The sequence below is a fragment of the Rhodococcus tukisamuensis NBRC 100609 genome, assembly GCF_001894985.1.
GTDB classification, from domain to species: domain Bacteria; phylum Actinomycetota; class Actinomycetes; order Mycobacteriales; family Mycobacteriaceae; genus Rhodococcus_G; species Rhodococcus_G tukisamuensis.
In genome coordinates, this window is record NZ_BCXG01000009.1 from 23,652 (window position 1) to 43,831 (window position 20,180).

The window sequence follows — 20,180 nt, forward strand, 5'->3', positions numbered from 1 at the left end:
ACGGCCTGGCCTGCGGCCTCGTCGTTACCCGAATGGGCACGCCGTGAACATGGCTAAACTGGCTCCTCGTGATCAGCGTGGAGAATGTGTCCAAGTCCTACAAGACCTCGTCGCGGCCTGCCCTGGACAAGGTGAACGTCTCCGTGGACAAGGGTGAGTTCGTCTTCGTGATCGGCCCGTCGGGCTCGGGGAAGTCGACATTCATGCGCCTGCTGCTCAAGGAGGACACGCCCACCTCGGGCGACATCCACGTCGGTGAGTTCCACGTCAACCGGCTCGCGGCCCGCCGTGTCCCCAAGCTCCGCCAGTCCATCGGCTGCGTGTTCCAGGACTTCCGGCTGCTGCAGCAGAAGACGGTCACCGAGAACGTCGCGTTCGCCCTCGAGGTGATCGGGAAGCCGCGGGCGATGATCGAGCGCACGGTGCCCGAGGTGCTGGACCTGGTCGGTCTGTCCGGCAAGGCGGACCGCCTGCCCACCGAACTCTCCGGCGGCGAGCAGCAGCGGGTCGCGATCGCCCGTGCCTTCGTGAACCGGCCGCTGGTCCTGCTCGCCGACGAGCCGACCGGCAACCTGGACCCGGACACCAGCGGCGACATCATGCTGCTGCTCGAACGGATCAACCGCACCGGAACCACGGTGCTGATGGCCACCCACGACAACCACATCGTCGACTCGATGCGGCGCCGGGTGGTCGAACTCGATCTCGGTCGCGTGGTGCGCGACGAGGCTCGCGGTGTCTACGGCGTGGGGCGCTAGCCGCAACACCGAGCCAGCGCCGACCCACCCCGACCACACGAAGGACAGTCAACTCCGATGCGTGCCAGCTTCATCTTCGGCGAGGTCCTCACCGGCCTGCGCCGCAACCTGACCATGACGATCGCGATGATCCTCACCACCGCGATCTCGCTCGCCCTGTTCGGCGGTGGCCTGCTCGTCGTCCAGATGGCAGGCAAGACCCAGCAGATCTTCCTGGACCGCGTCGAGGTGCAGATCTTCCTCACCGACGACGTGTCCGTCTCGGACCCAGGCTGCACCCAGGACCTCTGCCGGAACCTGCGTGCCGACCTCGAGAACACCGACTCCGTGGTCTCGGTCCAGTTCCTCAACCGCGACGACGCCGTCGCCGACGCGAAGGACCGGGTGTTCAAGGACCAGCCCGAGTTGGCGTCGATGGTCAGCCCCGACGCGCTGCCGGCCTCGTTCAAGGTCAAGCTGTCCGACCCGGACCGGTTCGGCGTGGTCAACGACACCTTCGCCAGCCGGCCCGGCGTGGACAGTGTGCTCAACCAGCGGGACCTGGTGGAGCGGCTCTTCAGCGTGCTCGGTGGCATCCGAAACGCCGCGTTCGCGATCGCGATCGTCCAGGCGATCGCGTCGATCCTGTTGATCGCCAACATGGTCCAGATCGCCGCCTTCACCCGTCGGGCCGAGGTGGGCATCATGCGGCTGGTCGGCGCGACCCGCTGGTACACCCAGCTGCCGTTCCTGCTGGAGGCCATCGCGGCCGCGCTGGTCGGCGCCGTCCTCGCGATCGTCGCGCTGTTCACCGCGAAGAACCTGTTCATCGACGACGTGCTCACCGACGTCTACGACGCCAACATCGTGGCCAAGATCTCCAACAGCGACGTGCTGCTGGTCTCGCCGTTCCTGGTGCTGGTGGGCGTCGGAATGGCCGCCGTCACGGCGTACGTGACGCTCCGGCTGTACGTGCGGGAATAAGCAGTTGCCCGTTCGACCTATCCTGGTGGAGACACCGAACATCGCACGCGTGGACTGAAGGGGCCCAGACGTGAAGGAAAAGGGCCGCAAGGTCATTGCAAGCAACCGCAAGGCTCGCCACAACTACACGATCATCGACACCTACGAGGCCGGCATCGCCCTCGTCGGCACCGAGGTCAAGAGCCTCCGCGAGGGCAAGGCGTCGCTGGTCGACGCCTTCGCCACCGTGGACGACGGGGAGGTCTGGCTGCGCAGCCTGCACATCCCCGAATACACCCAGGGCACCTGGACCAACCACTCGCCGCGGCGCACCCGGAAGCTGCTGCTGCACAAGCGGGAGATCGAGCACCTGGTCGGCAAGACCCGGGAAGGCAACCAGACGCTGGTGCCGCTGTCGATGTACTTCAACGACGGCAAGGTCAAGGTGGAACTTGCGCTGGCCAAGGGCAAGCAGGACTACGACAAGCGTCAGGACCTGGCGCGGCGGACCGCGGAGCGCGAGGTCACTCGCGAGCTGGGGCGCCGTGTGAAGGGCATGCGCTGACGCTCAGGCAGGCGAGTGGCCGTTGCCGGTGAACTGGGCGGCCACCGCCGCCGGCATCAGTTCGTACCGCAGGTGCGCGCGGGCGAACTCGGCGGTGCCGTGGGTCAGCGACCGCAGGTCGGTCGGGTAGCGGGAGAGTTCGAGTTCCGGGACCTCGGCGCGCAACAGCGCGACCCCCGGCTCGCTCGACTCGGTGCCGAGGACATGGCCGCGGCGTGCGGACAGGTCGCTGAGCACCGCGCCGAGGTAGTCGTCGGGCAGGATCACCCGGACGGCCGAGACCGGTTCGAGCAGTCGGATGTCGGTGTGCGTGGCCGCGTCCCGCAGGGCCAGGCCGGCCGCGGTCTGGAAGGCGGAGTCGGAGGAGTCCACCGAGTGGGCCTTGCCGTCGACCAGCGTCACCCGCACGTCGACCAGCGGGTGACCGGTGCCGACGCCGCTGGCGAGCTGGGTGCGTACGCCCTTCTCGACGGACGGGACGAAGTTCTTGGGTACCGCGCCGCCGACGACCCGGACCGCGAACTCGAAGCCGGTGCCGGTCGGCAGCGGCTCGACCTCGAGGTCACAGATGGCGTACTGCCCGTGCCCGCCTGACTGCTTGACCAGTCGGCCGTGCCCGGCGGCGGCGCCGGCGAAGGTCTCCCGCAACGCCACCCGGTACGGCACCGTGTCGACGTGCACGCCGTGCCGGTTGCGCAGCCGGTCGAGGGTGACCTCGGCGTGGGCCTCGCCAGTGCACCACAGCACCAGCTGGTGGGTGTCCGTGTTCTGCTCCAGGCGCAGCGCCGGGTCCTCCACGGTGAGCCGGGTCAGGGCCTGGGAGAGCTTGTCGTCGTCGGTCTTGGTGTGCGCCTCGACGCCGATCGGCAACAGCGCGTCCGGCAGCGGCCAGGTGGGCAGGGCCGTGGGATGCTCGTCGTCGCCGAGGGTGTCGCCGATCCGCGCGACGGTCAGCTTCGGTACACAGACGAGGTCGCCCGCGATCCCCTCCGGCACCGGCCGTTGCTGCTTGCCGAACGGCCCGGTCAGCGTGGTCACCCGCTCCTCGGCCTCGTCGTTGCCCGCGACGCGGACGTGGGTGTCCGGTCGCAGCGTCCCGGCGAAGACCCGGACCAGGCTGATCCGCCCGACGTACGCGTCGCCGGTGATGCGGAGCACCTGTGCCGACAGCGGCGCGTCGGGATCGCAGGCGGGGCCGGGGCGTCCGCCGCGGCGCGTGGGGTCCGGGAACGCGGTGGCCACCAGGTCCAGCAGTTCGACGGCCCCGAGCCCGTTGTCGGTGACGGCCAGCGCCGGGTGCAGGGCGCAGTCGACGACCTCGCGACGCAGGCCCTCGGCCAGCGCCTCGGCGTCGAGTTCCTCGCCCGCCAGGTACCGCTCCATCAGCGTGTCGTCCTGGCCGGAGATTGCCTCCACGAGGCTCTCGCGCGCCGCGTCCGCGTCGGGGTGTGGGCCGGCTTCGCCGTAACTGCGGCCGGTGAGCAGGTCGATCGAACCGCATGGACGGCCGTCCCGGTAGACGGGCAGGAACAGCGGTCGCACCGAGTCCGGGCCGAGCCCGAACGCGTCGTGGCAGGCGGTGAGCATCTCGTCGAATCCGCTGCGGGCGACGTCGAGTTTCGAGACGACGATTGCACGGGGGATGCCGGCCTCGGCGCACTCGCGCCACAGCGCGCGGGTGGGCGCGGACACCGGGTCGGTGGCCGAGACCACGAACACCGCGGCGTCCGCGGCATGGAGTCCGGCCCGCACCTCGGCGTCGAAGTCGGGGTGGCCCGGGGTGTCGATCAGGTTGACCTTGAGGCCGTTCCACTCCAGCGGCAGCACCGCCAGCTGAACCGAGCGCTGTTGCTGGTGCTCGATGTCCTCGTAGTCCGAGACGGTGTTCCCGTCCGCGACCCGGCCGGCCCGGCCGATCGCGCCGGACGCGAGGGCCAGTGACTCGGCGAGCGTGGTCTTGCCGGTTCCGCTGCAGCCGACCAGCACCACGTTGCGCAACTGCTCCGGTTTGTCGACGGGCGGCGGTTGCCCCGTTCGTACCGAGTTGCGGTCGGCCATGGAGGTCTCCTCCCAAGCGACGGGAGTACTCCTCCCAAAGCGGCGGGCTGCCACGAGTCTAGGCGTGGCAGCCCGCCGCCGCGGGGCTTGCGAGGAAAGGACGCTACTTCGCGACGCGCTCCCACATCTGCAGGTACGCCTCGGCGCCGCGGCTCATGTCCTCGATGAGCTGATCGCCGTCGTCGCCGGCCGCGTTGCGCATGTCCGCGATCCAGTCCGGGATCAGGCCGTACTGCGCAACGCCGTCGGTGTTGACGTTGAAGACCCGCTCGCCGGTGCGCTGGCGGTCCATCACGGTGCCGCCGTCGAACGTCGTGTACGGGTACTGCAGCGGGTCGGTCTCGGCGCTCGCGCGCGGGGCGGCCTGCGGTCCGAAGCCGTTGGTGTCGGCGCCGTACCCGAAGCCGAAGTAGAACTTGTCGCTGCGGGCCTCGCGGGCCTTACGCCAACTGGCGACGAAACCGGGTTCGCGATCGGCCTTCGGGTCCTGGCCCGGCTCGGCCTTCTGGGGGTCGAGCTGGCTGGCGTACAGCGCGACGAATCCGCCGAGCGCGTAGATGCGCGGGTACATCGAGGTGTCGGACCAGCTGTGGCTCGACACCACCCCCGAGTACTTGGCGTCCTCGAGGATCTTCATCGTCGCGTCGGCCGTCTTGACGCCCATGTGGTCGATGTCGACGATCATGCCGCGGCTCATCATGCCGCGGATCATGTGCTCGCCCAGCGGCGTCAGGCCGCGGGTGTTGCAGACCGGGCCCTCGGGGTAGATCGGGGTGGTGACGCCCGGCGGCAGCGCGGCGACGGCCTCAGCGGGCCCCTCGCCGAGGCTGAGCAGCGGGTTGTCCTTCGCCGCACCGGTGCACGGCTCGGCCTCCCAGAACTTGCCTGTGCTCAGGAAGTTGCCGACGTTGACGGCCACGCCCTGCACGGCGGGATCGAACCGCACCCCGCCGAAGGCGTTGTCGAACTTGTGGGTGACGACCATCTGCCGCACGCCCAACGCGTACACCTCGTCGAGGCCGCGATCGATGTCCTCGGCGGTGCACTGCGGTACGTCGTTGACGATTTTGCACCCGAACGGCTCGGACGTCTCGATGCCGAGGGTGACGGCCAGCTTGCCCTCGGCCGCGACCCGGCGGACCTGTTCGGGGGAGCTGACGATCCGGAACCAGCCCCGGCCGGGGCCGCCGTACTGGGCGTCGATGTAGTCCTGCATCTCGTGGGCCTGCTGGGCCTGGAGCCGGATGGTGTCCATGTCGTTGCACGACTTGGACTTGAGCGGGTACAGGTCGCACAGCACCCGGTTGTTGACCAGCAGGTTGGTGAAGATCCGCAGGCCGCCGCGCCAGGCCCGTTCGACCCACTTGTAGTAGGTCTGCTCGTGGGTCAGCGAGTCCTGGGCGGGCCAGTCCGCGAAGGTCGGCCAGCCGGTCGTGTCGTGCTCCTCGAACGGCGAGCCGTGCGAGATGACGTTCTCGAGCAGGGCCGGCATGCCGTTTGTGCCGTGGTCCTCGCAGTCCTTCAGTGCCGCGGTGATGCCCTGCGGGTCGAAGGGCTTGCCGCAGTGCACGTCGCCGCCCATGAAGAGGTTCGCGGTCATGTGGACGTGCGCGTCGATGAAGCCCTGGACCTCGCCGTTGGGGCCGGTGCCGGCCAGGGGAGTGCCGGTGGCGTTGACCTCGGAGTCCGGGAACTCGGCGCAGCCGCCGGTGGACACCAGAGAGAAGCGGCCGCCGGTGGGGTTCACGCCGGGGTCGGTGAGTCGCAGGTCGGGTCCGGCGGCGGTGAGCTGGCTGCCGTTGGACGTGGCCGTGATGCTGTAGCCGCCGTCGGTGTGGGTCAGTGTCCAGTCCGTGGTCGGCAGGGCGTCGCGGGTGGGGACCACCGCGCCGGCGCTGTCGTGGGCGAGCATGTTGCCGCCGGGGCCGTAGAACATGAACCGGCCGAGCTGGGCGGCGTGGGCCCGGAAGGGCTCGGCGTCGCTGACGGTCGCGCCGTTCGCCCGGTAGCCCTCGGGGGTGAGCCGGACGAACTGTCCGGTCGGCTCGGACTGCAGGGCGTAGCAGCCGTTGGCGAGGCCGTAGACGGGATCGTCCCCGGGGGCCACCGGGTCAGGGGAGGGCGCCGCGCCCGCCATGGTGGCGCCCCCGACGGCCAACACGAGCGCGGCGGACAGGGCCTGGACGAACCGGCGGCGGCGCCGCGTGGCGATTGGTGTCATGTGTGTTCTGTGTCCCCTGAAATCAGCTGACGGATTCCCCGCAGACTAGTTCATTTTGGACGCTCGTCCAGATGTTTTCGTGGTATGGGGCGGGGTCAGACACGCGGGCGCGTTAATGGGGATGATTTCCGCGCCGCGGGGCGTTACAGTATGTGGTCCCAGCAAGTTGCTGGGACGTACGGGGCTGAACGGTTTCGACTTTGTACGTTGAGTTAGGGGAAGCGTGTCGGTGCAGGCAAGAGACCACCGTAAGCGTCGCTGCAAACCTATAAGCGCCGATTCCAATCAGCGCGACTACGCTCTCGCTGCCTAAGTAGCGAAGCGTGTCTGTCAGTCCGATCTCGCCCTCGGGTCGGGTACTGGCATCAGCTAGAGGGCTTTACCGCGCGGCTCGGTCACGGAGTCGAACGGGACATCAAACAGTGACTGGGATCGTCATCACGGCTTGTTCGCGAGACCGGGAGATCCAAGTAGAGGCTTAGCGAACTGCACACGGAGAAGCCCTAGCGATTCGGCAGAGGACCCGGGTTCGATTCCCGGCAGCTCCACAAAGGCCCGGTCAGGCCCCAGAAATGGGAACCCTGACCGGGCCTCTTTTGCATCCATGCAACCGGCGCTCACCGACCACTCACCGGAATGGATTACGGCGTCCAGGGCGTCCGCCACCACCGAATGTGTCCGGCCTCGCCCCGTGTACACGTCCTGCGTCATCGACACCCGCGCGTGCCTACCCTTTCGAGGGTGGGGGCGTTTGTCATCGGTGCAGGCCGCGGCTTCCGACTTGTATGTCGGAGCGGCGTCGTGTTCGAACCGACGGGTCGTAGCGTGCCGTAGGAGACCGTGGGGATAGCTCGATGGCCTCCCGCGACCCGTCCGGCCGGGGGGTTGGCCCTACGAGGGTTCGTTCGGACTACCCGACCGGATACCGCGGCGGAAGCGGCAGGCCGCGCTCGCGCATGACTTCGCGCAGGTGGTCGGGGTAGTCGGTGATGATGCCGTCCACGCCGATGTCCAGGAGCGAGCGCATGGCGGCGGCATCGTTGACGGTCCACGGCACGACCAGCATGCCGTTTTCGTGGGCCTCGTCGACCATGGCGCGCGTTACCAGCGGCAGGCTCACCGAACCGTCGGGCGGCAGGGCGTACATGGGCGACAAGGCCGTAGCGCCGAAGGATTTCGCAGCGCGGACGAGGCTGCCGCCGAACTGGATCGGATACAGCCCGCCCAGCCATGGGGAAAAGGGGTAGACCTTTGTGGGCTCGGTCAGGGCGTAGAGACGCAGGCCGGGATCGGTCTGGTGCATCAGGATGAGCGTGCCCCAGTCGAAGCTCTGGATGGCCGCGCGGTCCCGCATCCCGGCCCGGGTGATCTCCTGCACCGCTCGCTGGACAAACGCCTCCCGCGACGCGGTGTCCCTGCCATTCGCGTCGGTCTTCAACTCGATGCTGAAGCGGACATCGTCGGCGGAGCGGTCCCGGGTGAGGGCGAACACCTCGTCAAGGGTGGGCATTTTCGCGCCGGGGGCGGTGCGCTGACCGGGGTAGTCGGACTGCGCCGTGGAACCGCAATCCACCGTCCGCACCTGGTCGAACGTCAGGTCCTTGATGAACTTGCCGACGTACGGGAACTGCAAGTCACCCGGTGTCGCGGGTTGTGTGTCCGTGCACTTGCCGCCGTCGATGGCGGCGTCGTGGGTAATGACTTCGCGACTGTCCCTGGTGATCGCGATGTCGAGTTCCAGCGTGGACACCCCGAGATCGAGCGCATTCGCGAAGGCGGGCAGCGTGTTCTCGACCACGAGCCCACGCCCGCCGCGGTGCGCTTGCAGATCGAAGGCGCTCGTGGGTGCGGCGGCAGCGCCTGGCATACCGAGAACGGCGGCGGTGCTGGTCGCGAGGGCAAGCGTAAGCAGAGCGGCTTTCACTGTCGGAACCTCCTGCCTTCGAGGTGGAATCGGACCACGGTCACGCTAGGGGAGGATCATCGTCCGCTCGAAGGCGGCGCCGCCCTTGTCGTCGACGAAGACGAGCTTCACCGAGTCCGCGTGCGGATCGAAGGTCAGGAACGGCACATGCGGGGTCCCGCTCTTCCAAACGAACTGCTGGTCTGGAAGAAGTATCCATCCGGGGTTGGTGTTGCCGGACGTGCAGCAGATTTCCCACATCTGCCCGGCGAGCGACCCGTCATCGGCGGGCAGCTCCATCTGGCCCGCGTAACACATGTGAATGTCGCCGGTGACCCAGAGGACCTTGCGGATGTTCTTCTCGTTGATGAATGCCTTCACCCGGTCGCGCTCGGCGCCGTACCCCTCCCAGCGGTCCTCTTTCGAAGTGAGGTGGTTGACCCGTGCGAAGGGCACGGAGGTGACCACGCATTTGAAATGGCAGGGCGACTGCTCGAGGCGCTGCAGGAGAAAGTCGAGCTGCGCCTGGCTCATCATGCGATCGGCGGTCCGCTCCTGACGGCAGTCGAGGATGATGAATTCGACCGTGTTGCCCCAACGGAAGGTGCGCCACAGCGGCGTCTCTTCGGGGTCGTCGGCTTCGAGCGCCTGCACGCGGTAATAGGCGCGCTTGGCATTGTCGATCTTCTGCCGCTCCGCCGGGTTGCTGGTCCAGGGAACGACTGTGCCGCTGTCGGTGACCTCGTGATCATCCCAGGTTGCGTAGATCCCCGAACGTGGGAAGAGGTCGCGATAGCCGCCGGCGTGATACGCCCCCCATCCGGCGAGATAGCCCTCGTACGTGCCACCGTTGGCATACACCAGGTCCATGTAGCCCTGGTCGCCGAGCGTGATGAAGGCGTCGAAATCGCGTTCGGCGGCCTTGCTGAGCAGGGGCCAGTGGAAGGGGGTGATGTTGAGCGGGTTCGCGTAGTCGGGTAGGACGGTGCCCTGTCCGACGCAGGAGCTGACGCCGACCGTGACGGGCTCGAGGCTGCCTTCGGCGAGCGCGGTGCGTGCGCGTCCGATGAGTGAGCGAAGTGTCGCACTCTCGGCCTCTCCGTCGAAAAGGCCGTAGGAGTACCAGGTTCCCGCCTCCAGGTTGTCGACCTTGGTCTTCGAGAAGCCGTCCGCATCGGGGACCACGTCCGACTCGAAGGCGACCTCGACCGTTTTCGGCGTCGCGCCTGCCCGCCAGACGACCAGGTGCTTGGGTGCCTTGTCAGCCACGTAGCACGCGACGACGAACGACGTCGGTCGCATGTCCCCCGCGATCACGGTGCGGGGGAAGACCGCGGTCGATTCGGCCACGGCCTCGGGCTCCCAAGGCCGCACGGTGACGGGAGACGAGGAGATGTGGGGCGATCCGCTCGTGCCCGCACCGCCTCCGGCGGGTCCCGTGCCGGGCTTCGCGTCGAGCACGGTGGCATTGGCTTCGGCGCTACCCACGGCGAGTGCCGGGACGCCGATGGCAAGGGTCCTCAGAAATTGACGGCGAGCGAACTCCGGCAGGACGACGGAGGCGGAGTGTTCATTCGTACGTTCAGCATTGAACGACTTCTTCGACAACGGAGTCCACCTCGAGTGTCAGAAACATACCGATTGGCCGTCGGGGATCTTATGCCCCACCCAGTCGCCGTCGCAGTCGAACGGCGGGTTCACGGAGTCGTCGCAACACTGCAGGTAGCGGGCCGAACTTGTCCGGGGCCTTCGTCGTTGTCGGGCCTGCGTCGACGTCGGTGGTCCAGGGGCGAGGGTCGGCCGCTACCGGGTCCCGGCGTCGGACCTCGGCGTCGGCGGGGCCGCCGCCACCGCCCGGGCGTCGCGTCGGGCGGCAGCGCCGCCGACCTCACGGCGCGCGAGGTGGGCGGGTCCGCAACCAGGCACCCGAGAGCTGAAAACGCTGCACCCACTCGATAGGCTCGGAACCCGCAGAAGGAGGTGCCCGCAGATGGAGCCCGACGATGTCGACTTTGCGCACACCGACCTGGCCGACCGGATGCGTCGCGACAAGGCGGTGGGCCTGGCCCGCTACGTGTGGGAACGCGCGATCAGCGGTGCGGAACTGCTGGCACTGCCCGACGACCGGTTGCGCAAGCTGGCCCGTGCGGCCGACGTGAACCCGCCGAGCACGCGGGAGACCTGGACCGTGGTGGCGTCCCTGCTCGACGAGAAGTCGCGCTGGGCGGCCGCGCACCAGGCGCATCCGCAGGCGACGCCGGCGCACGCCGACGAGAAGATCATGTGGGTCAAGCCGCCGTTGCCGCCCTGGCCGTCCTGAGCCCCGTGCCGTCCTGAGCTTGCGGAGCGCTCAGCAGTTGCTCGGCGCCGGTGCCCCGGCGAAGCGGTCGCCGAGCCAGCCGAAGGCCCCGGGGATCCCCTCGATCGCGGCGGGGCCGTGGTCGCCCGGCACGACGTCGAACTGCACCCGGGTGCCGGCGTTGCACCAGTTGCGCACGGTCGTGGCGACCGAGCCGACCGGGGCGAGGACGTCGCCGCTGCCCTGCCAGATGTGCACCGGCGCGCGCGGGGCGCCGCCGTAGAACAGCACGCTGTTCTCGTCGAAGACCGAACGGGCGAGGGGCGACTCGATCTGCATGGGGTCCTTCGCCACCTCCGCGGCACTGCGGTTGGCACCCGCGTCGATGATCTCCTGCGAGCAGTCGTTCTCGATCTGGTCGCGCAGCGACATCCCGGCAGGACTCAGGTCGGCGCTGACCATCATCCGGCTGGGGTACTCACGCTCGAGCCCGAGGGTCGCGGCGAAGGCCAGGCCGAACAGCGGGTGCGGCGCGGTGCCCAGGCCCGTCGCGAGCTCGTTCAGGTTGGCCGGCACCCCGCCCGGGGCGACGCCGACGATGGGCAGCTCCGGTGCGTACGTCGGGGCGAGTGCCCCGGCCCACGCGGTGGCCATCCCGCCGCCGGAGTAGCCGGTCAGCCCGACGGGGCTGCGGCCGAGCCGGGCCTCGGGCAGGCGCTGGACCGCCCGGATCCCGTCGAGCGTCACCTGGCCGCCGAGGCGGGCGGCGCCGTAGGCGCTGTACGGGCCCAGGTGGTCCGGCAGTGCGACGGCCCAGCCGCGGGCGAGGAGCACCCGCAACGTCGGGGCCTCCTGGAGCTGGCCGTTGAACAACGTGTGCGACGGGCCGCATTCGGTGCCGAGCGAGTTGATGATGGCCTGGTAGGACACCAGCGGACCGTCCACGCCGCCGCGCGGGACCATCACCGTGGTGACCGCGGCGAGTGGTCCTCCGGTGGAGTTGGTGGAGCGGTAGAGGATCTGCCAGCCGTCGGCATTGCCGAACCGGGACACGTCCACCGGTCGGTACCTCAGCACGTCGCCGTTGCCGCGCCCGGCCAGGTCCGGCGGCGCCGCGTAGAACGGGTCGGGGTCCGGTCGGGGAATCGTCGGCTGTGCGTGCGCCGCCGGCAGGAACGTGAGTGCCACTGCGAGAACGGCGAATACAACCGTGGTGAGCCGGGACTTCGAGACTGCGGCGGGCCGGGACTTCGAGACTGCGGCGGGCCTGGCTACTTGGGCCATGAGATCCCTCCCAGTTTGCTGGGTGATCAACCTCACAAGTGAACCACAGTCCGCCTGGCCGGGCCACGGGTCTGCGGACGTCGCCGCGGTGGTGCATGCTGGCACGGTGGACGCTTTCCCGATGTTTCCCCTGGGTGCGGTGCTGCTGCCGGGTGAACTGTTGTCGCTGCAGGTTTTCGAGCCGCGTTACCTCGTGATGATCGAGGAGTGCACCGCGTACCCGGACCGGATGAGCTTCGGGGTCGTGCTGATCTCCCGCGGGCAGGAGGTCGGCGGCGGCGACGAGCGCACCGCCATCGGGACGGCGGCCCGAATCGTCAGCGCGCGGCCCGTCGCCGGCGGCCGGCTGCTGCTCGACTGCGAGGGCACGCAACGGATCCGGGTCGAGCGCTGGCTGGCGGATGCCCCGTACCCGCGCGCAGAGGTGGCGCCCTGGCCGGACGAGCGGTCCGCGATCGGCGACGGCGTCATCGGCCTTCTCGACGACCGGGTCGCCGAACTCGGCGAGGTGTACGGCGAACTCGCCCGCCGTCGCGGGTTGTCGGCGCCGGTCTTCCCCGCGCTCGGGGAGCTGCCAGGGGACGCGGCGGCGCAGACCTACGGCCTGGCCTCCCGGCTGCCGCTCGGACCCGCGGATCGGCTCCGGGTGCTGTCCGCGCCCGGCGTCGGCGCGCGCCTCGAGGTGCTCGCCGACACCGTCGAGGATGTGCTCGCGGCGGCGCGATTTCGGCTTTCGGGGCTGGAAACCGGGAGGTGAAGCCGGAGGGATCGGTGTTGGCCGTCATCTCGGTGGGCGGCGGACTCGGTGCACTCGCCCGTTACGGCCTGGAGCGGGCGATCCCCGCCGAGGCCGGCCACATCCCGTGGGCGACCCTGCTGACAAACGTCCTCGGCTGCTTCCTGATCGGGATCGTCACGGTGGTCGTCACCGAGGTGTACAGCGCGCCCGCGCTGGTCCGCCCCCTGTTGGTCACCGGATTCCTCGGCGGCTTCACCACGTTCTCCACCTACGCCGTGGAGGTGCACGGGCTGGCCTACGAGGGACACCTCCCGGTGGCCGTCTTCTACCTGTTCGGCACGTTGCTGCTGGCGCTGGGAGCCGCACTGGCCGGGCTGACGGCCGCCCGGTTCGCCGCGGGCGCGCTCACCGAGAGGGGGGACTGACCGGCCGTGATGTTCCTGCTGGTGATTCTCGGCGGCATGATCGGTGCGCCCGCGCGGTACCTGATCGACGGCGCCGTGAAGTCGCGCACCACGGGCCCCTTCCCGTGGGGCACCCTGACGGTCAACGTGATCGGGTCGCTGATCCTCGGCACGCTGACCGGTGCGGCCGTCGCCCACGACGGCGAGGTGATGGCGATCCTCGGCACCGGGTTGTGCGGGGCACTGACCACCTACAGCACCTTCAGCTACGAGACGGTGAGCCTGCTCGAGAGCGGCGACCGCCGCAACGCGCTGGCCAACGTCGCGGCCACCCTGGTCGCGGGGCTCACCGCGGCATCGGTCGGGTTCGCCGCGGCGCACGCGATGTTCGCGTGATCGAATGACGAGAGCAGTCGTCCGACCGAGCTAGGAGATCCACCGTGGCGCACGAGCGAGCAGGCCTACCCGCGCAGCCGGGGGACCTCGAAGACCTCCCGCAGTTGGTGACGTCGTACTACGCCAGGACCCCGGACCCCGAGAATCCGGACGAGCGGGTGGCGTTCGGGACGTCCGGGCACCGCGGGTCCAGCCTGGACGGGGCGTTCAACGAGGCGCACATCCTGGCCACCACGCAGGCCATCGTCGAGTACCGCGCGGCCCACGGCGTCGACGGCCCGTTGTTCCTCGGGCGGGACACCCACGCGCTCTCCGAACCGGCCTGGACGTCCGCGCTGGAGGTGCTGGCCGCCAACGACGTTGTGGTGCTGGTCGATTCCCGCGGGCGCTACACCCCGACGCCGGCGGTGAGCCATGCGATCCTGCGGCACAACGCATCCGGTGCCACGGCGCAGGCAGACGGCATCGTGGTGACGCCGTCGCACAACCCGCCGCGCGACGGCGGCTTCAAGTACAACCCGCCGCACGGCGGCCCCGCCGACTCCGACGCGACGTCGGCCATCGAGGCGCGCGCCAACGAGTTGCTCGCCGCCGGACTGGCCGGGGTCCGCCGGGTCTCGCTCGCGCGGGCGCTGTCCGGGGCGGCCCAGCCGTACGACTACCTCGGCACCTACGTCGACGACCTGCCGACCGTCGTCGACCTCGACGCCGTCCGCGGCGCCGGCATCCGGATCGGCGCCGACCCGCTGGGCGGGGCGAGTGTCGACTACTGGGGTGAGATCGCGCAGCGCCACCGCCTCGACCTGACCGTGGTGAACCCGCTGGTCGACGCGACCTGGCGGTTCATGACGCTGGACACGGACGGGAAGATCCGGATGGACTGCTCGTCCCCGGACGCGATGGCCTCGCTGATCGGCGCGCGGGAGCGGTTCGACATCGCCACCGGCAACGACGCCGACGCCGACCGGCACGGCATCGTCACGCCCGACGGCGGGCTGATGAACCCGAACCACTACCTGGCCGTGGCCATCGACTACCTCTACGCGAACCGGCCCGGCTGGGCGCCGGGCACCAAGGTCGGCAAGACCCTGGTGAGCTCGTCGATGATCGACCGGGTGGTCGCGGGGCTCGGCCGGGAGTTGGTGGAGGTGCCGGTCGGGTTCAAGTGGTTCGTCCCCGGGCTGCTGTCCGGGGAACTGGGATTCGGCGGCGAGGAGAGCGCGGGCGCGTCGTTCCTGCGCCGGGACGGCCGGGTGTGGACCACCGACAAGGACGGCATCGCGGCGGCGCTGCTCGCCTCGGAGATCCTCGCCGTCACGGGCCGGACGCCGTCGGCCCGGTACGCCGACCTCGCCGAGCGGTACGGCAGCCCCGTCTACGCGCGGGTGGACGCGCCGGCGGACCGCGAGCAGAAGGCGGCCCTGGCGGCGCTGTCGGCGGACCAGGTCACCGCGACCGAGCTGGCGGGCGAGCCGATCACCGCGACGCTCACGGTGGCGCCCGGCAACGGTGCCGCGCTCGGCGGCCTCAAGGTGTGCACCGAGGGCGCCTGGTTCGCCGCGCGGCCGTCGGGCACCGAGGACAAGTACAAGATCTACGCCGAGTCGTTCAGGGGCGGAGAGCATCTCGCTCGGGTGCAGGACGAGGCGCGGGAGCTGGTGTCCCGGGCGCTGGGAGCGGGCGCCTGACCCGTCCGGCCGCTGACTAGGCTCTGCGGTAATCATGCACACCACCGCAGCGAAACTGCCACGCGAGATCTGGGTCCTGGTATCGGCCAGCTTCGTCATCGCCCTCGGGTTCGGCATCGTCGCTCCGGCGCTGCCGCAGTTCGCCCGCAGCTTCGACGTCGGGTACATCGCGGCGAGCGCGGTGATCAGCGTGTTCGCCCTGATGCGACTGCTGTTCGCGCCGCTGGCCGGTGCCCTGGTGCAGCGGCTGGGGGAGCGCCCCACCTATCTCACCGGGCTGCTGATCGTCGCCGCGTCGTCGGGCGCGGTCGCGTTCGCGGGCGACTACTGGCAGCTGCTGCTGTTCCGGGCGGCCGGCGGCGTCGGGTCCACCATGTTCACCGTGTCCGCGTTCGGGCTGCTGATCCGGATCACGCCGCCGGGCATCCGCGGCCGGGTGTCCGGCCTGTATGCGACGTCCTTCCTGTTCGGCACCATCGGCGGCCCGCTGCTCGGCGGCGCGCTGGCGGGCTTCGGCCTGCGCGCGCCCTTCCTGATCTACGCGGTGGCGCTGCTCATCGCGGCGGCGGTGGTCTACGTGAGCCTGAAGGGGTCCGCGCTCGCCTCACCGGACACCACCGGCGCACCGATCACCATGACGCTGCGCCAGGCACTGGCCTCGGCGACGTACCGGGCGGCTCTGATGTCGAACTTCGCCAACGGTTGGGTGTCGTTCGGCGTCCGGGTGGCGATGGTGCCGCTGTTCGTGGTCGAGGCGCTGGACGAGGGCACCGCGCTGGCGGGTGTCGCGCTCACCGTGTACGCCGTCGGCAACGCATTGGTGCAGATCCCGGCGGGGCGGATGTCGGACCTGCGCGGAAGGCGGCCCTTCGTGCTGGCCGGGCTGGTGGTCAGCGGGAGCGCGACCGCGGTGCTCGGGTTCAGCGAGAACCTGCTGGTGTTCCTGGCGCTCTCGCTGGTCGCGGGCATGGGGTCCGGGCTGATGAACCCGGCCCAGCAGGCGGCGGTCGCCGACGTGATCGGCTCCAAGGCCCGGGGCGGCCCGGTCCTCGCCACCTTCCAGATGGCCTCGGACGTCGGCGTGGTGGCCGGCCCGCTGATCGCCGGCGTGCTGGCCCAGTACCTGTCGTACGGGGTGGCATTCGCGGTCACGGGCGCGCTGATGCTGCTCCCGATCGCGTTCTGGCTGGTGGCGCCGAACCGGGTCCCGCAGGCGTCAGCCGGGGACCCCGCCGCCGAGGAGGCTGCCGACGGCGTACGTAGCGCCGACGGCGATCGTCCCGAACACAAGTAGCCGCAGCGCGCCGCGCACCCGCGACTGCGAGGTGAACCCGGCGGCGAGCGCGCCGGTGACCAGCAGGCCGGCGGCGCCCGCGGCCAGACCGGCGGCCAGCGAGGCGAACCCCAGCAGGTAGGGGATCAGCGGGACGATCCCGCCGATCGAGAACATCAGGAACGACGAGACCGCCGCGAGCAGTGCCGAGGGTTGCTCGGTCGGGTCGACGCCCAGTTCCTGCGTGAGGTGGATGGTCACCGCGCGGTCGGAGTCGTTGTGCACCTCGGCGGCGGCGGCCGCGGCGGTCGGCTCGCTCATGCCCATCTCGACGAACATCCCGACGAGTTCGGCCTGCTCCGCCTCCGGGTGCCGGGCCTGGGCGCTCGCCTCGACCCGGACCTCCGCGTCGATCTGCTTGTTGGCGGTGGAGACCGAGGTGTACTCGCCGAGGGCCATCGAGAATGCCCCGGCGACCAGGCCGGCCACGCCGCTCAGGACGATGGACCGCGGCTCGAGGCCGGCGCCGCCGACACCGGCGATCAGCGAGGTGTTGGTGACCAGTCCGTCCATCGCGCCGAAGGTGGCGGCCCGCAGCCAACCGCCGGACACGTCGGCGTGGGTGTGGTCGAAATCGTGGGGCAGTGCGCCCCCGGCTGCCGGCGTCGAGTCGGGCATGTCCGTGAATCTACGCGGGCCGCGTCCCCGGCGGTGGGTAGCGTGGGGCGCGTGTGGATTCGTATCGTCAGCCTCCTCGCCCGACTCGGCCTCGCCGCGGTCTGGCTGATCTCGGGCGCAGTCAAGTTCGTGGACCCGACGCAGACGGAGGTCGCGGTGCGGGCGTACCAACTGCTGCCCGAGTCGCTGGTGCGGCCGGTGGCGAACACCCTGCCCATGCTGGAGATCGCGTTGGGGCTGCTGCTGCTGATCGGACTCGGGGTGCGGGTGGCGGCGATCGCGTCCGCGGCGGTGCTGGTGGTGCTGATCGCCGTCATCGTCTCGGTGTGGGCCCGCGGGCTGTCCATCGACTGCGGGTGCTTCGGCGGCGGGGGCGCCGCGGACGTCGACGGCTGGGACTACGCCCGTGAGATCGCCCGCGACGTCGGCTTTCTCGCGCTCGCCGGATGGCTGATCGTGTTCCCGCGCAGTCCCTTCTCGCTCGGTCCGCGGTCGCGGCCGGTGCTCTCAGGGGCGGCTCAGCCTGAGGTGACAGAGTAAAGCCACTATTTGCAATTCGGATGCGAAGGACTGATCAGTGAGCTCGAACAAGCCCAAGCCCAAGCCCGGCAAGTACACGCCGCAGGCTTCCTCGAGTCGGTCGACGTACATCCTCGGCGGGCTCGCGATCCTGGTGATCGCGGCGCTCGTCATCGGCGGCGTGCTGTGGACGAGCAGCCGCAGCAAGCCTCGCAACGAGGGCTACGGCGGGGTGTCGAACACCGCGGTGCAGGTTTCGGTCGCCGACGACGGCGCGGTCCTGCTCGGCCTTCCGGACGCGAAGAACACGATCGACGTCTTCGAGGACCCGTTGTGCCCCTACTGCGCGCAGCTCGAGAACACCAACGGCCAGGAGGTCGCGCAGAAGGTGGACGAGGGCACGCTCGCGGTCCGGTACCACACCCTCGACTTCCTCAACCGGCTCTCGGCCAGCGGCGACTACTCCACCCGCGCGGCCGGCGCGTTGATGTGCGTGGCGAAGTCGGGTGACGCGGTCGCGTTCTCGGCGTTCCACGGTGCCCTGTTCACCCCGGCGAACCTGCCGCCGGAGAACGGCAAGTCCGATCACTCCAACGCGGACCTGGCGCAGATCGCGAAGGACGCGGGCGCCGACGACGCGACCGTCGCCTGCATCTCCGACGGCACCCAGGTCGAGGCCGCGTCCGCGGCGGCGCAGAAGGGCAGCGAGGCGCTGGCGGCCAGCGGCGCCCGTGGCACGCCGACGGTGGTCCACGACGGCACGTTGATCGACGCGCTCGGCGATCCCGACTGGGTGTCCCAGTTCAACTGACGTTCGACGGACGGGCACCCGGCGGCAGGTCCGCCGTGGTGCCCGTTCGTGTCGGTGGGGCCGATGTGGCAACCAGGGCCGTGACCAGCCAATTTGTTGCCTGCGGCGGCGATGGTGTAACTTCGTCCAGGCAAGCAGGGAGCAAGACAAGCCCTGCTGCGGAGCACAACTGAACACGGGGCTATGGCGCAGCTGGTAGCGCACCACACTGGCAGTGTGGGGGTCAGGGGTTCGAGTCCCCTTAGCTCCACCCGAACAGAAAACCCCTCGCCTCAGGCGGGGGGTTTTCTGCTGTCCGGGGTTCGTTCAGGTGTCTGAAGGTTCGTTCGGGTGGGTGCCCGCCCGCCGTGTGGGGAAGGTCACGGAATCCCAACGGTTCGATGCCGAAGCGAGTTCGATACCCGCGGGTGGGCGCAAACACTGTTTCACTCGGTGCACATGTGACCGGTGTTACTGATGTTGTGAGGACTACCAGCCGATGAAGAAGTCGACCCTGACCGCCGCGCTGGCCGCGACCGCACTCACCGCGATGCTGGTGCCCGCCGTGGCCGTGGCCGCGCCCGAGGCGGACCAGCCCACCCCGCTGACCGGCAAGGCGGTGTTCCTCGACCCAGGCCACCAGGGCACCGGACACAGCGAGAACCTGGCCAAGCAGGTAGACGACGGCCGCGGTGGCACCAAGGACTGCCAGACCACCGGCATGACGAGCCTCGGCGGCGTGCCCGAGCACACCATCACCTGGAACGTCTCCCAGTTGGTGAAGACGAGCCTCGAGACGCTCGGGGCCAAGGTGGTACTCAGCCGCGCCGACGACACCGGCTGGGGCGGCTGCGTCGACGAGCGGGCCAGGGCGGCGAACGCGTCCGCCGCGGACCTCGCGCTCAGTGTGCACGCGGACTCGACCGCGGCCGGTGCCGACGCCGGGGACCACGGCTTCCACATGATCGTGCCGACGCTTCCGGTGCCGGACCAGAAGGTCGACGCCGTGCAGTCGACGTCTGGCCTGCAGGCGTCCAAGTTGATGCGCGACGCCTACGTCAAGAACGGCTTCACCCCGGCGAACTACGCCGGCGTCGTCGACGGGCTGCAGAGCCGCAGCGACATCGCCGGGCCCGCCCTGACCACCGTCCCGCTGGTGTTCGTGGAGATGGGCAACGGCTCCAACCCCGACGACGCCGCGGTGCTGGACACCCAGGACGGCCAGCTCAAGCACGCCATCGCGATCATCACCGGCGCGGTGAACTACCTGATGGGCACCCCGGTGGCCGCCGCCGAGGCGGACCCCTCGACCACCGCTGCGGCCCCGACCACGACCGCCGCGCCGGCCGCCACTGCGCCGTCGACGGCCGAGCCCGCGACCACTGCGCCTTCGACCACGACACCGAAGACGGCCGCGCCCAAGGCCACGACACCGAAGGCCACGACACCGAAGTTCACGACCCCCAAGGCAGCTGTGCCCGACGCCTCCCCGGCCGACGAGCTGCTCGGCGGACTGGCCACCATCCGCACCCTGCTCGACGCGGTCGGGCTGGACGGACTGCAGGACTTCGCCACCGCCGAGAACCTGGGCCTGTTCGCCGATCTGATCGGCAAGCTGCTGGGGATCCTCAACGGCGGGGCCGCGCAGGGCTGACCCTTCGCC

Annotated in this window: 18 protein-coding genes, 1 tRNA gene and 1 other RNA gene; 14 read left to right on the forward strand and 6 right to left on the reverse strand. The window is 69.9% G+C overall.

Going from position 1 to position 20,180, the window contains the following annotated elements:
• The first annotated feature begins 68 nt into the window (after positions 1 to 68).
• The 3 genes from ftsE (at position 69) to smpB (ending at position 2,265) form a co-directional block, all read left to right on the forward strand.
• Positions 69 to 758, forward strand: a complete 690-nt coding sequence (ftsE, locus tag RT2_RS12095) for a cell division ATP-binding protein FtsE (RefSeq protein WP_072845044.1) — start codon at positions 69 to 71, stop codon at positions 756 to 758.
• 57 nt (positions 759 to 815) lie between these two features.
• Complete coding sequence (ftsX, locus tag RT2_RS12100) at positions 816 to 1,721, forward strand: permease-like cell division protein FtsX (protein ID WP_072845045.1); 906 nt, start codon at positions 816 to 818, stop codon at positions 1,719 to 1,721.
• Positions 1,722 to 1,791: 70 nt separating this feature from the next.
• Entirely contained in the window at positions 1,792 to 2,265 is a 474-nt protein-coding gene (smpB, locus tag RT2_RS12105; protein WP_072845046.1) for an SsrA-binding protein SmpB, read from the forward strand.
• Between the two features lie 3 nt (positions 2,266 to 2,268).
• On the opposite strand, the gene RT2_RS12110 is transcribed toward smpB, so the two are convergent.
• Together RT2_RS12110 and RT2_RS12115 are read right to left on the reverse strand one after the other, a co-directional pair.
• Complete coding sequence (locus RT2_RS12110) at positions 2,269 to 4,323, reverse strand: elongation factor G-like protein EF-G2 (RefSeq protein ID WP_072845047.1); 2,055 nt, start codon at positions 4,321 to 4,323, stop codon at positions 2,269 to 2,271.
• A gap of 103 nt (positions 4,324 to 4,426) precedes the next feature.
• Positions 4,427 to 6,544, reverse strand: coding sequence for an amidohydrolase family protein (locus RT2_RS12115; RefSeq protein ID WP_072845048.1), 2,118 nt, complete (start codon positions 6,542 to 6,544; stop codon positions 4,427 to 4,429).
• 180 nt (positions 6,545 to 6,724) lie between these two features.
• On the opposite strand from RT2_RS12115, the gene ssrA reads away from it, so the two are divergent.
• Positions 6,725 to 7,095: a transfer-messenger RNA gene (gene ssrA / locus RT2_RS12120) on the forward strand.
• A gap of 359 nt (positions 7,096 to 7,454) precedes the next feature.
• Here ssrA and RT2_RS12125 read toward each other — a convergent pair.
• Together RT2_RS12125 and RT2_RS12130 are read right to left on the reverse strand one after the other, a co-directional pair.
• Positions 7,455 to 8,468, reverse strand: a complete 1,014-nt coding sequence (locus RT2_RS12125; RefSeq protein WP_245709364.1) for a glycerophosphodiester phosphodiesterase family protein — start codon at positions 8,466 to 8,468, stop codon at positions 7,455 to 7,457.
• Positions 8,469 to 8,513: 45 nt separating this feature from the next.
• The gene (locus RT2_RS12130) at positions 8,514 to 10,055 is read right to left on the reverse strand and encodes an alkaline phosphatase D family protein (protein WP_139191210.1); all 1,542 of its coding nucleotides are present in this window, start codon (positions 10,053 to 10,055) and stop codon (positions 8,514 to 8,516) included.
• Positions 10,056 to 10,437: 382 nt separating this feature from the next.
• Between RT2_RS12130 and RT2_RS12135 the strand changes: the two genes are divergently transcribed.
• Complete coding sequence (locus RT2_RS12135; protein WP_072845050.1) at positions 10,438 to 10,767, forward strand: hypothetical protein; 330 nt, start codon at positions 10,438 to 10,440, stop codon at positions 10,765 to 10,767.
• Positions 10,768 to 10,797: 30 nt separating this feature from the next.
• Here RT2_RS12135 and RT2_RS12140 read toward each other — a convergent pair whose 3' ends face one another.
• Positions 10,798 to 12,030 carry a lipase family protein gene (locus RT2_RS12140; RefSeq protein WP_072845051.1) on the reverse strand — a complete coding sequence of 411 codons (1,233 nt, stop codon included), beginning with the start codon at positions 12,028 to 12,030 and terminating at the stop codon, positions 10,798 to 10,800.
• A 106-nt stretch (positions 12,031 to 12,136) separates the two neighbouring features.
• Between RT2_RS12140 and RT2_RS12145 the strand changes: the two genes are divergently transcribed.
• The 5 genes from RT2_RS12145 to RT2_RS12165 are packed head-to-tail and all read left to right on the forward strand — an operon-like array spanning position 12,137 to position 16,551.
• Entirely contained in the window at positions 12,137 to 12,787 is a 651-nt protein-coding gene (locus RT2_RS12145) for an LON peptidase substrate-binding domain-containing protein (RefSeq protein ID WP_092776154.1), read from the forward strand.
• Positions 12,784 to 13,194 carry a fluoride efflux transporter CrcB gene (gene crcB, locus RT2_RS12150; RefSeq protein WP_072845053.1) on the forward strand — a complete coding sequence of 137 codons (411 nt, stop codon included), beginning with the start codon at positions 12,784 to 12,786 and terminating at the stop codon, positions 13,192 to 13,194. Before RT2_RS12145 ends, crcB (RT2_RS12150) begins: the two co-directional genes overlap by 4 nt.
• 9 nt (positions 13,195 to 13,203) lie before the next feature.
• Positions 13,204 to 13,569, forward strand: coding sequence for a fluoride efflux transporter CrcB (gene crcB, locus RT2_RS12155; protein ID WP_307718211.1), 366 nt, complete (start codon positions 13,204 to 13,206; stop codon positions 13,567 to 13,569).
• A gap of 44 nt (positions 13,570 to 13,613) precedes the next feature.
• On the forward strand, positions 13,614 to 15,257 hold the full coding sequence (gene pgm, locus RT2_RS12160; RefSeq protein WP_072845055.1) for a phosphoglucomutase (alpha-D-glucose-1,6-bisphosphate-dependent): 1,644 nt from the start codon (positions 13,614 to 13,616) through the stop codon (positions 15,255 to 15,257).
• 34 nt (positions 15,258 to 15,291) lie between these two features.
• Complete coding sequence (locus RT2_RS12165; RefSeq protein ID WP_083577345.1) at positions 15,292 to 16,551, forward strand: MFS transporter; 1,260 nt, start codon at positions 15,292 to 15,294, stop codon at positions 16,549 to 16,551.
• On the opposite strand, the gene RT2_RS12170 is transcribed toward RT2_RS12165, so the two are convergent.
• Complete coding sequence (locus RT2_RS12170) at positions 16,474 to 17,208, reverse strand: VIT1/CCC1 transporter family protein (protein WP_072845056.1); 735 nt, start codon at positions 17,206 to 17,208, stop codon at positions 16,474 to 16,476. The two genes, RT2_RS12165 and RT2_RS12170, sit on opposite strands and share 78 nt — an antisense overlap.
• A gap of 51 nt (positions 17,209 to 17,259) precedes the next feature.
• Here RT2_RS12170 and RT2_RS12175 point away from each other — a divergent pair, with 51 nt between their 5' ends.
• The 4 genes from RT2_RS12175 (at position 17,260) to RT2_RS12190 (ending at position 20,171) form a co-directional block, all read left to right on the forward strand.
• Positions 17,260 to 17,748 (forward strand): MauE/DoxX family redox-associated membrane protein, encoded by a 489-nt coding sequence (locus tag RT2_RS12175; protein WP_072845057.1) that lies wholly within the window; start codon positions 17,260 to 17,262, stop codon positions 17,746 to 17,748.
• A 37-nt stretch (positions 17,749 to 17,785) separates the two neighbouring features.
• Positions 17,786 to 18,538, forward strand: coding sequence for a DsbA family protein (locus tag RT2_RS12180; protein WP_072845058.1), 753 nt, complete (start codon positions 17,786 to 17,788; stop codon positions 18,536 to 18,538).
• A gap of 177 nt (positions 18,539 to 18,715) precedes the next feature.
• Positions 18,716 to 18,788, forward strand: a tRNA-Ala gene (locus tag RT2_RS12185).
• 228 nt (positions 18,789 to 19,016) lie between these two features.
• Complete coding sequence (locus RT2_RS12190; RefSeq protein WP_072845059.1) at positions 19,017 to 20,171, forward strand: N-acetylmuramoyl-L-alanine amidase; 1,155 nt, start codon at positions 19,017 to 19,019, stop codon at positions 20,169 to 20,171.
• Positions 20,172 to 20,180: the final 9 nt, after the last annotated feature.

Excerpts from the sequence above, each read along its gene's own strand:
- ftsX (WP_072845045.1), top strand. The coding sequence starts at position 816 with ATGCGTGCCAGCTTCATCTTCGGCGAGGTCCTCACCGGCCTGCGCCGC.
- RT2_RS12110 (WP_072845047.1), bottom strand. The coding sequence starts at position 4,323 with ATGGCCGACCGCAACTCGGTACGAACGGGGCAACCGCCGCCCGTCGAC.
- RT2_RS12115 (WP_072845048.1), bottom strand. The coding sequence starts at position 6,544 with ATGACACCAATCGCCACGCGGCGCCGCCGCCGGTTCGTCCAGGCCCTG.
- RT2_RS12135 (WP_072845050.1), top strand. The coding sequence starts at position 10,438 with ATGGAGCCCGACGATGTCGACTTTGCGCACACCGACCTGGCCGACCGG.
- RT2_RS12140 (WP_072845051.1), bottom strand. The coding sequence starts at position 12,030 with ATGGCCCAAGTAGCCAGGCCCGCCGCAGTCTCGAAGTCCCGGCCCGCC.
- crcB (WP_307718211.1), top strand. The coding sequence starts at position 13,204 with ATGTTCCTGCTGGTGATTCTCGGCGGCATGATCGGTGCGCCCGCGCGG.
- RT2_RS12165 (WP_083577345.1), top strand. The coding sequence starts at position 15,292 with ATGCACACCACCGCAGCGAAACTGCCACGCGAGATCTGGGTCCTGGTA.
- RT2_RS12170 (WP_072845056.1), bottom strand. The coding sequence starts at position 17,208 with ATGCCCGACTCGACGCCGGCAGCCGGGGGCGCACTGCCCCACGATTTC.
- RT2_RS12190 (WP_072845059.1), top strand. The coding sequence starts at position 19,017 with ATGAAGAAGTCGACCCTGACCGCCGCGCTGGCCGCGACCGCACTCACC.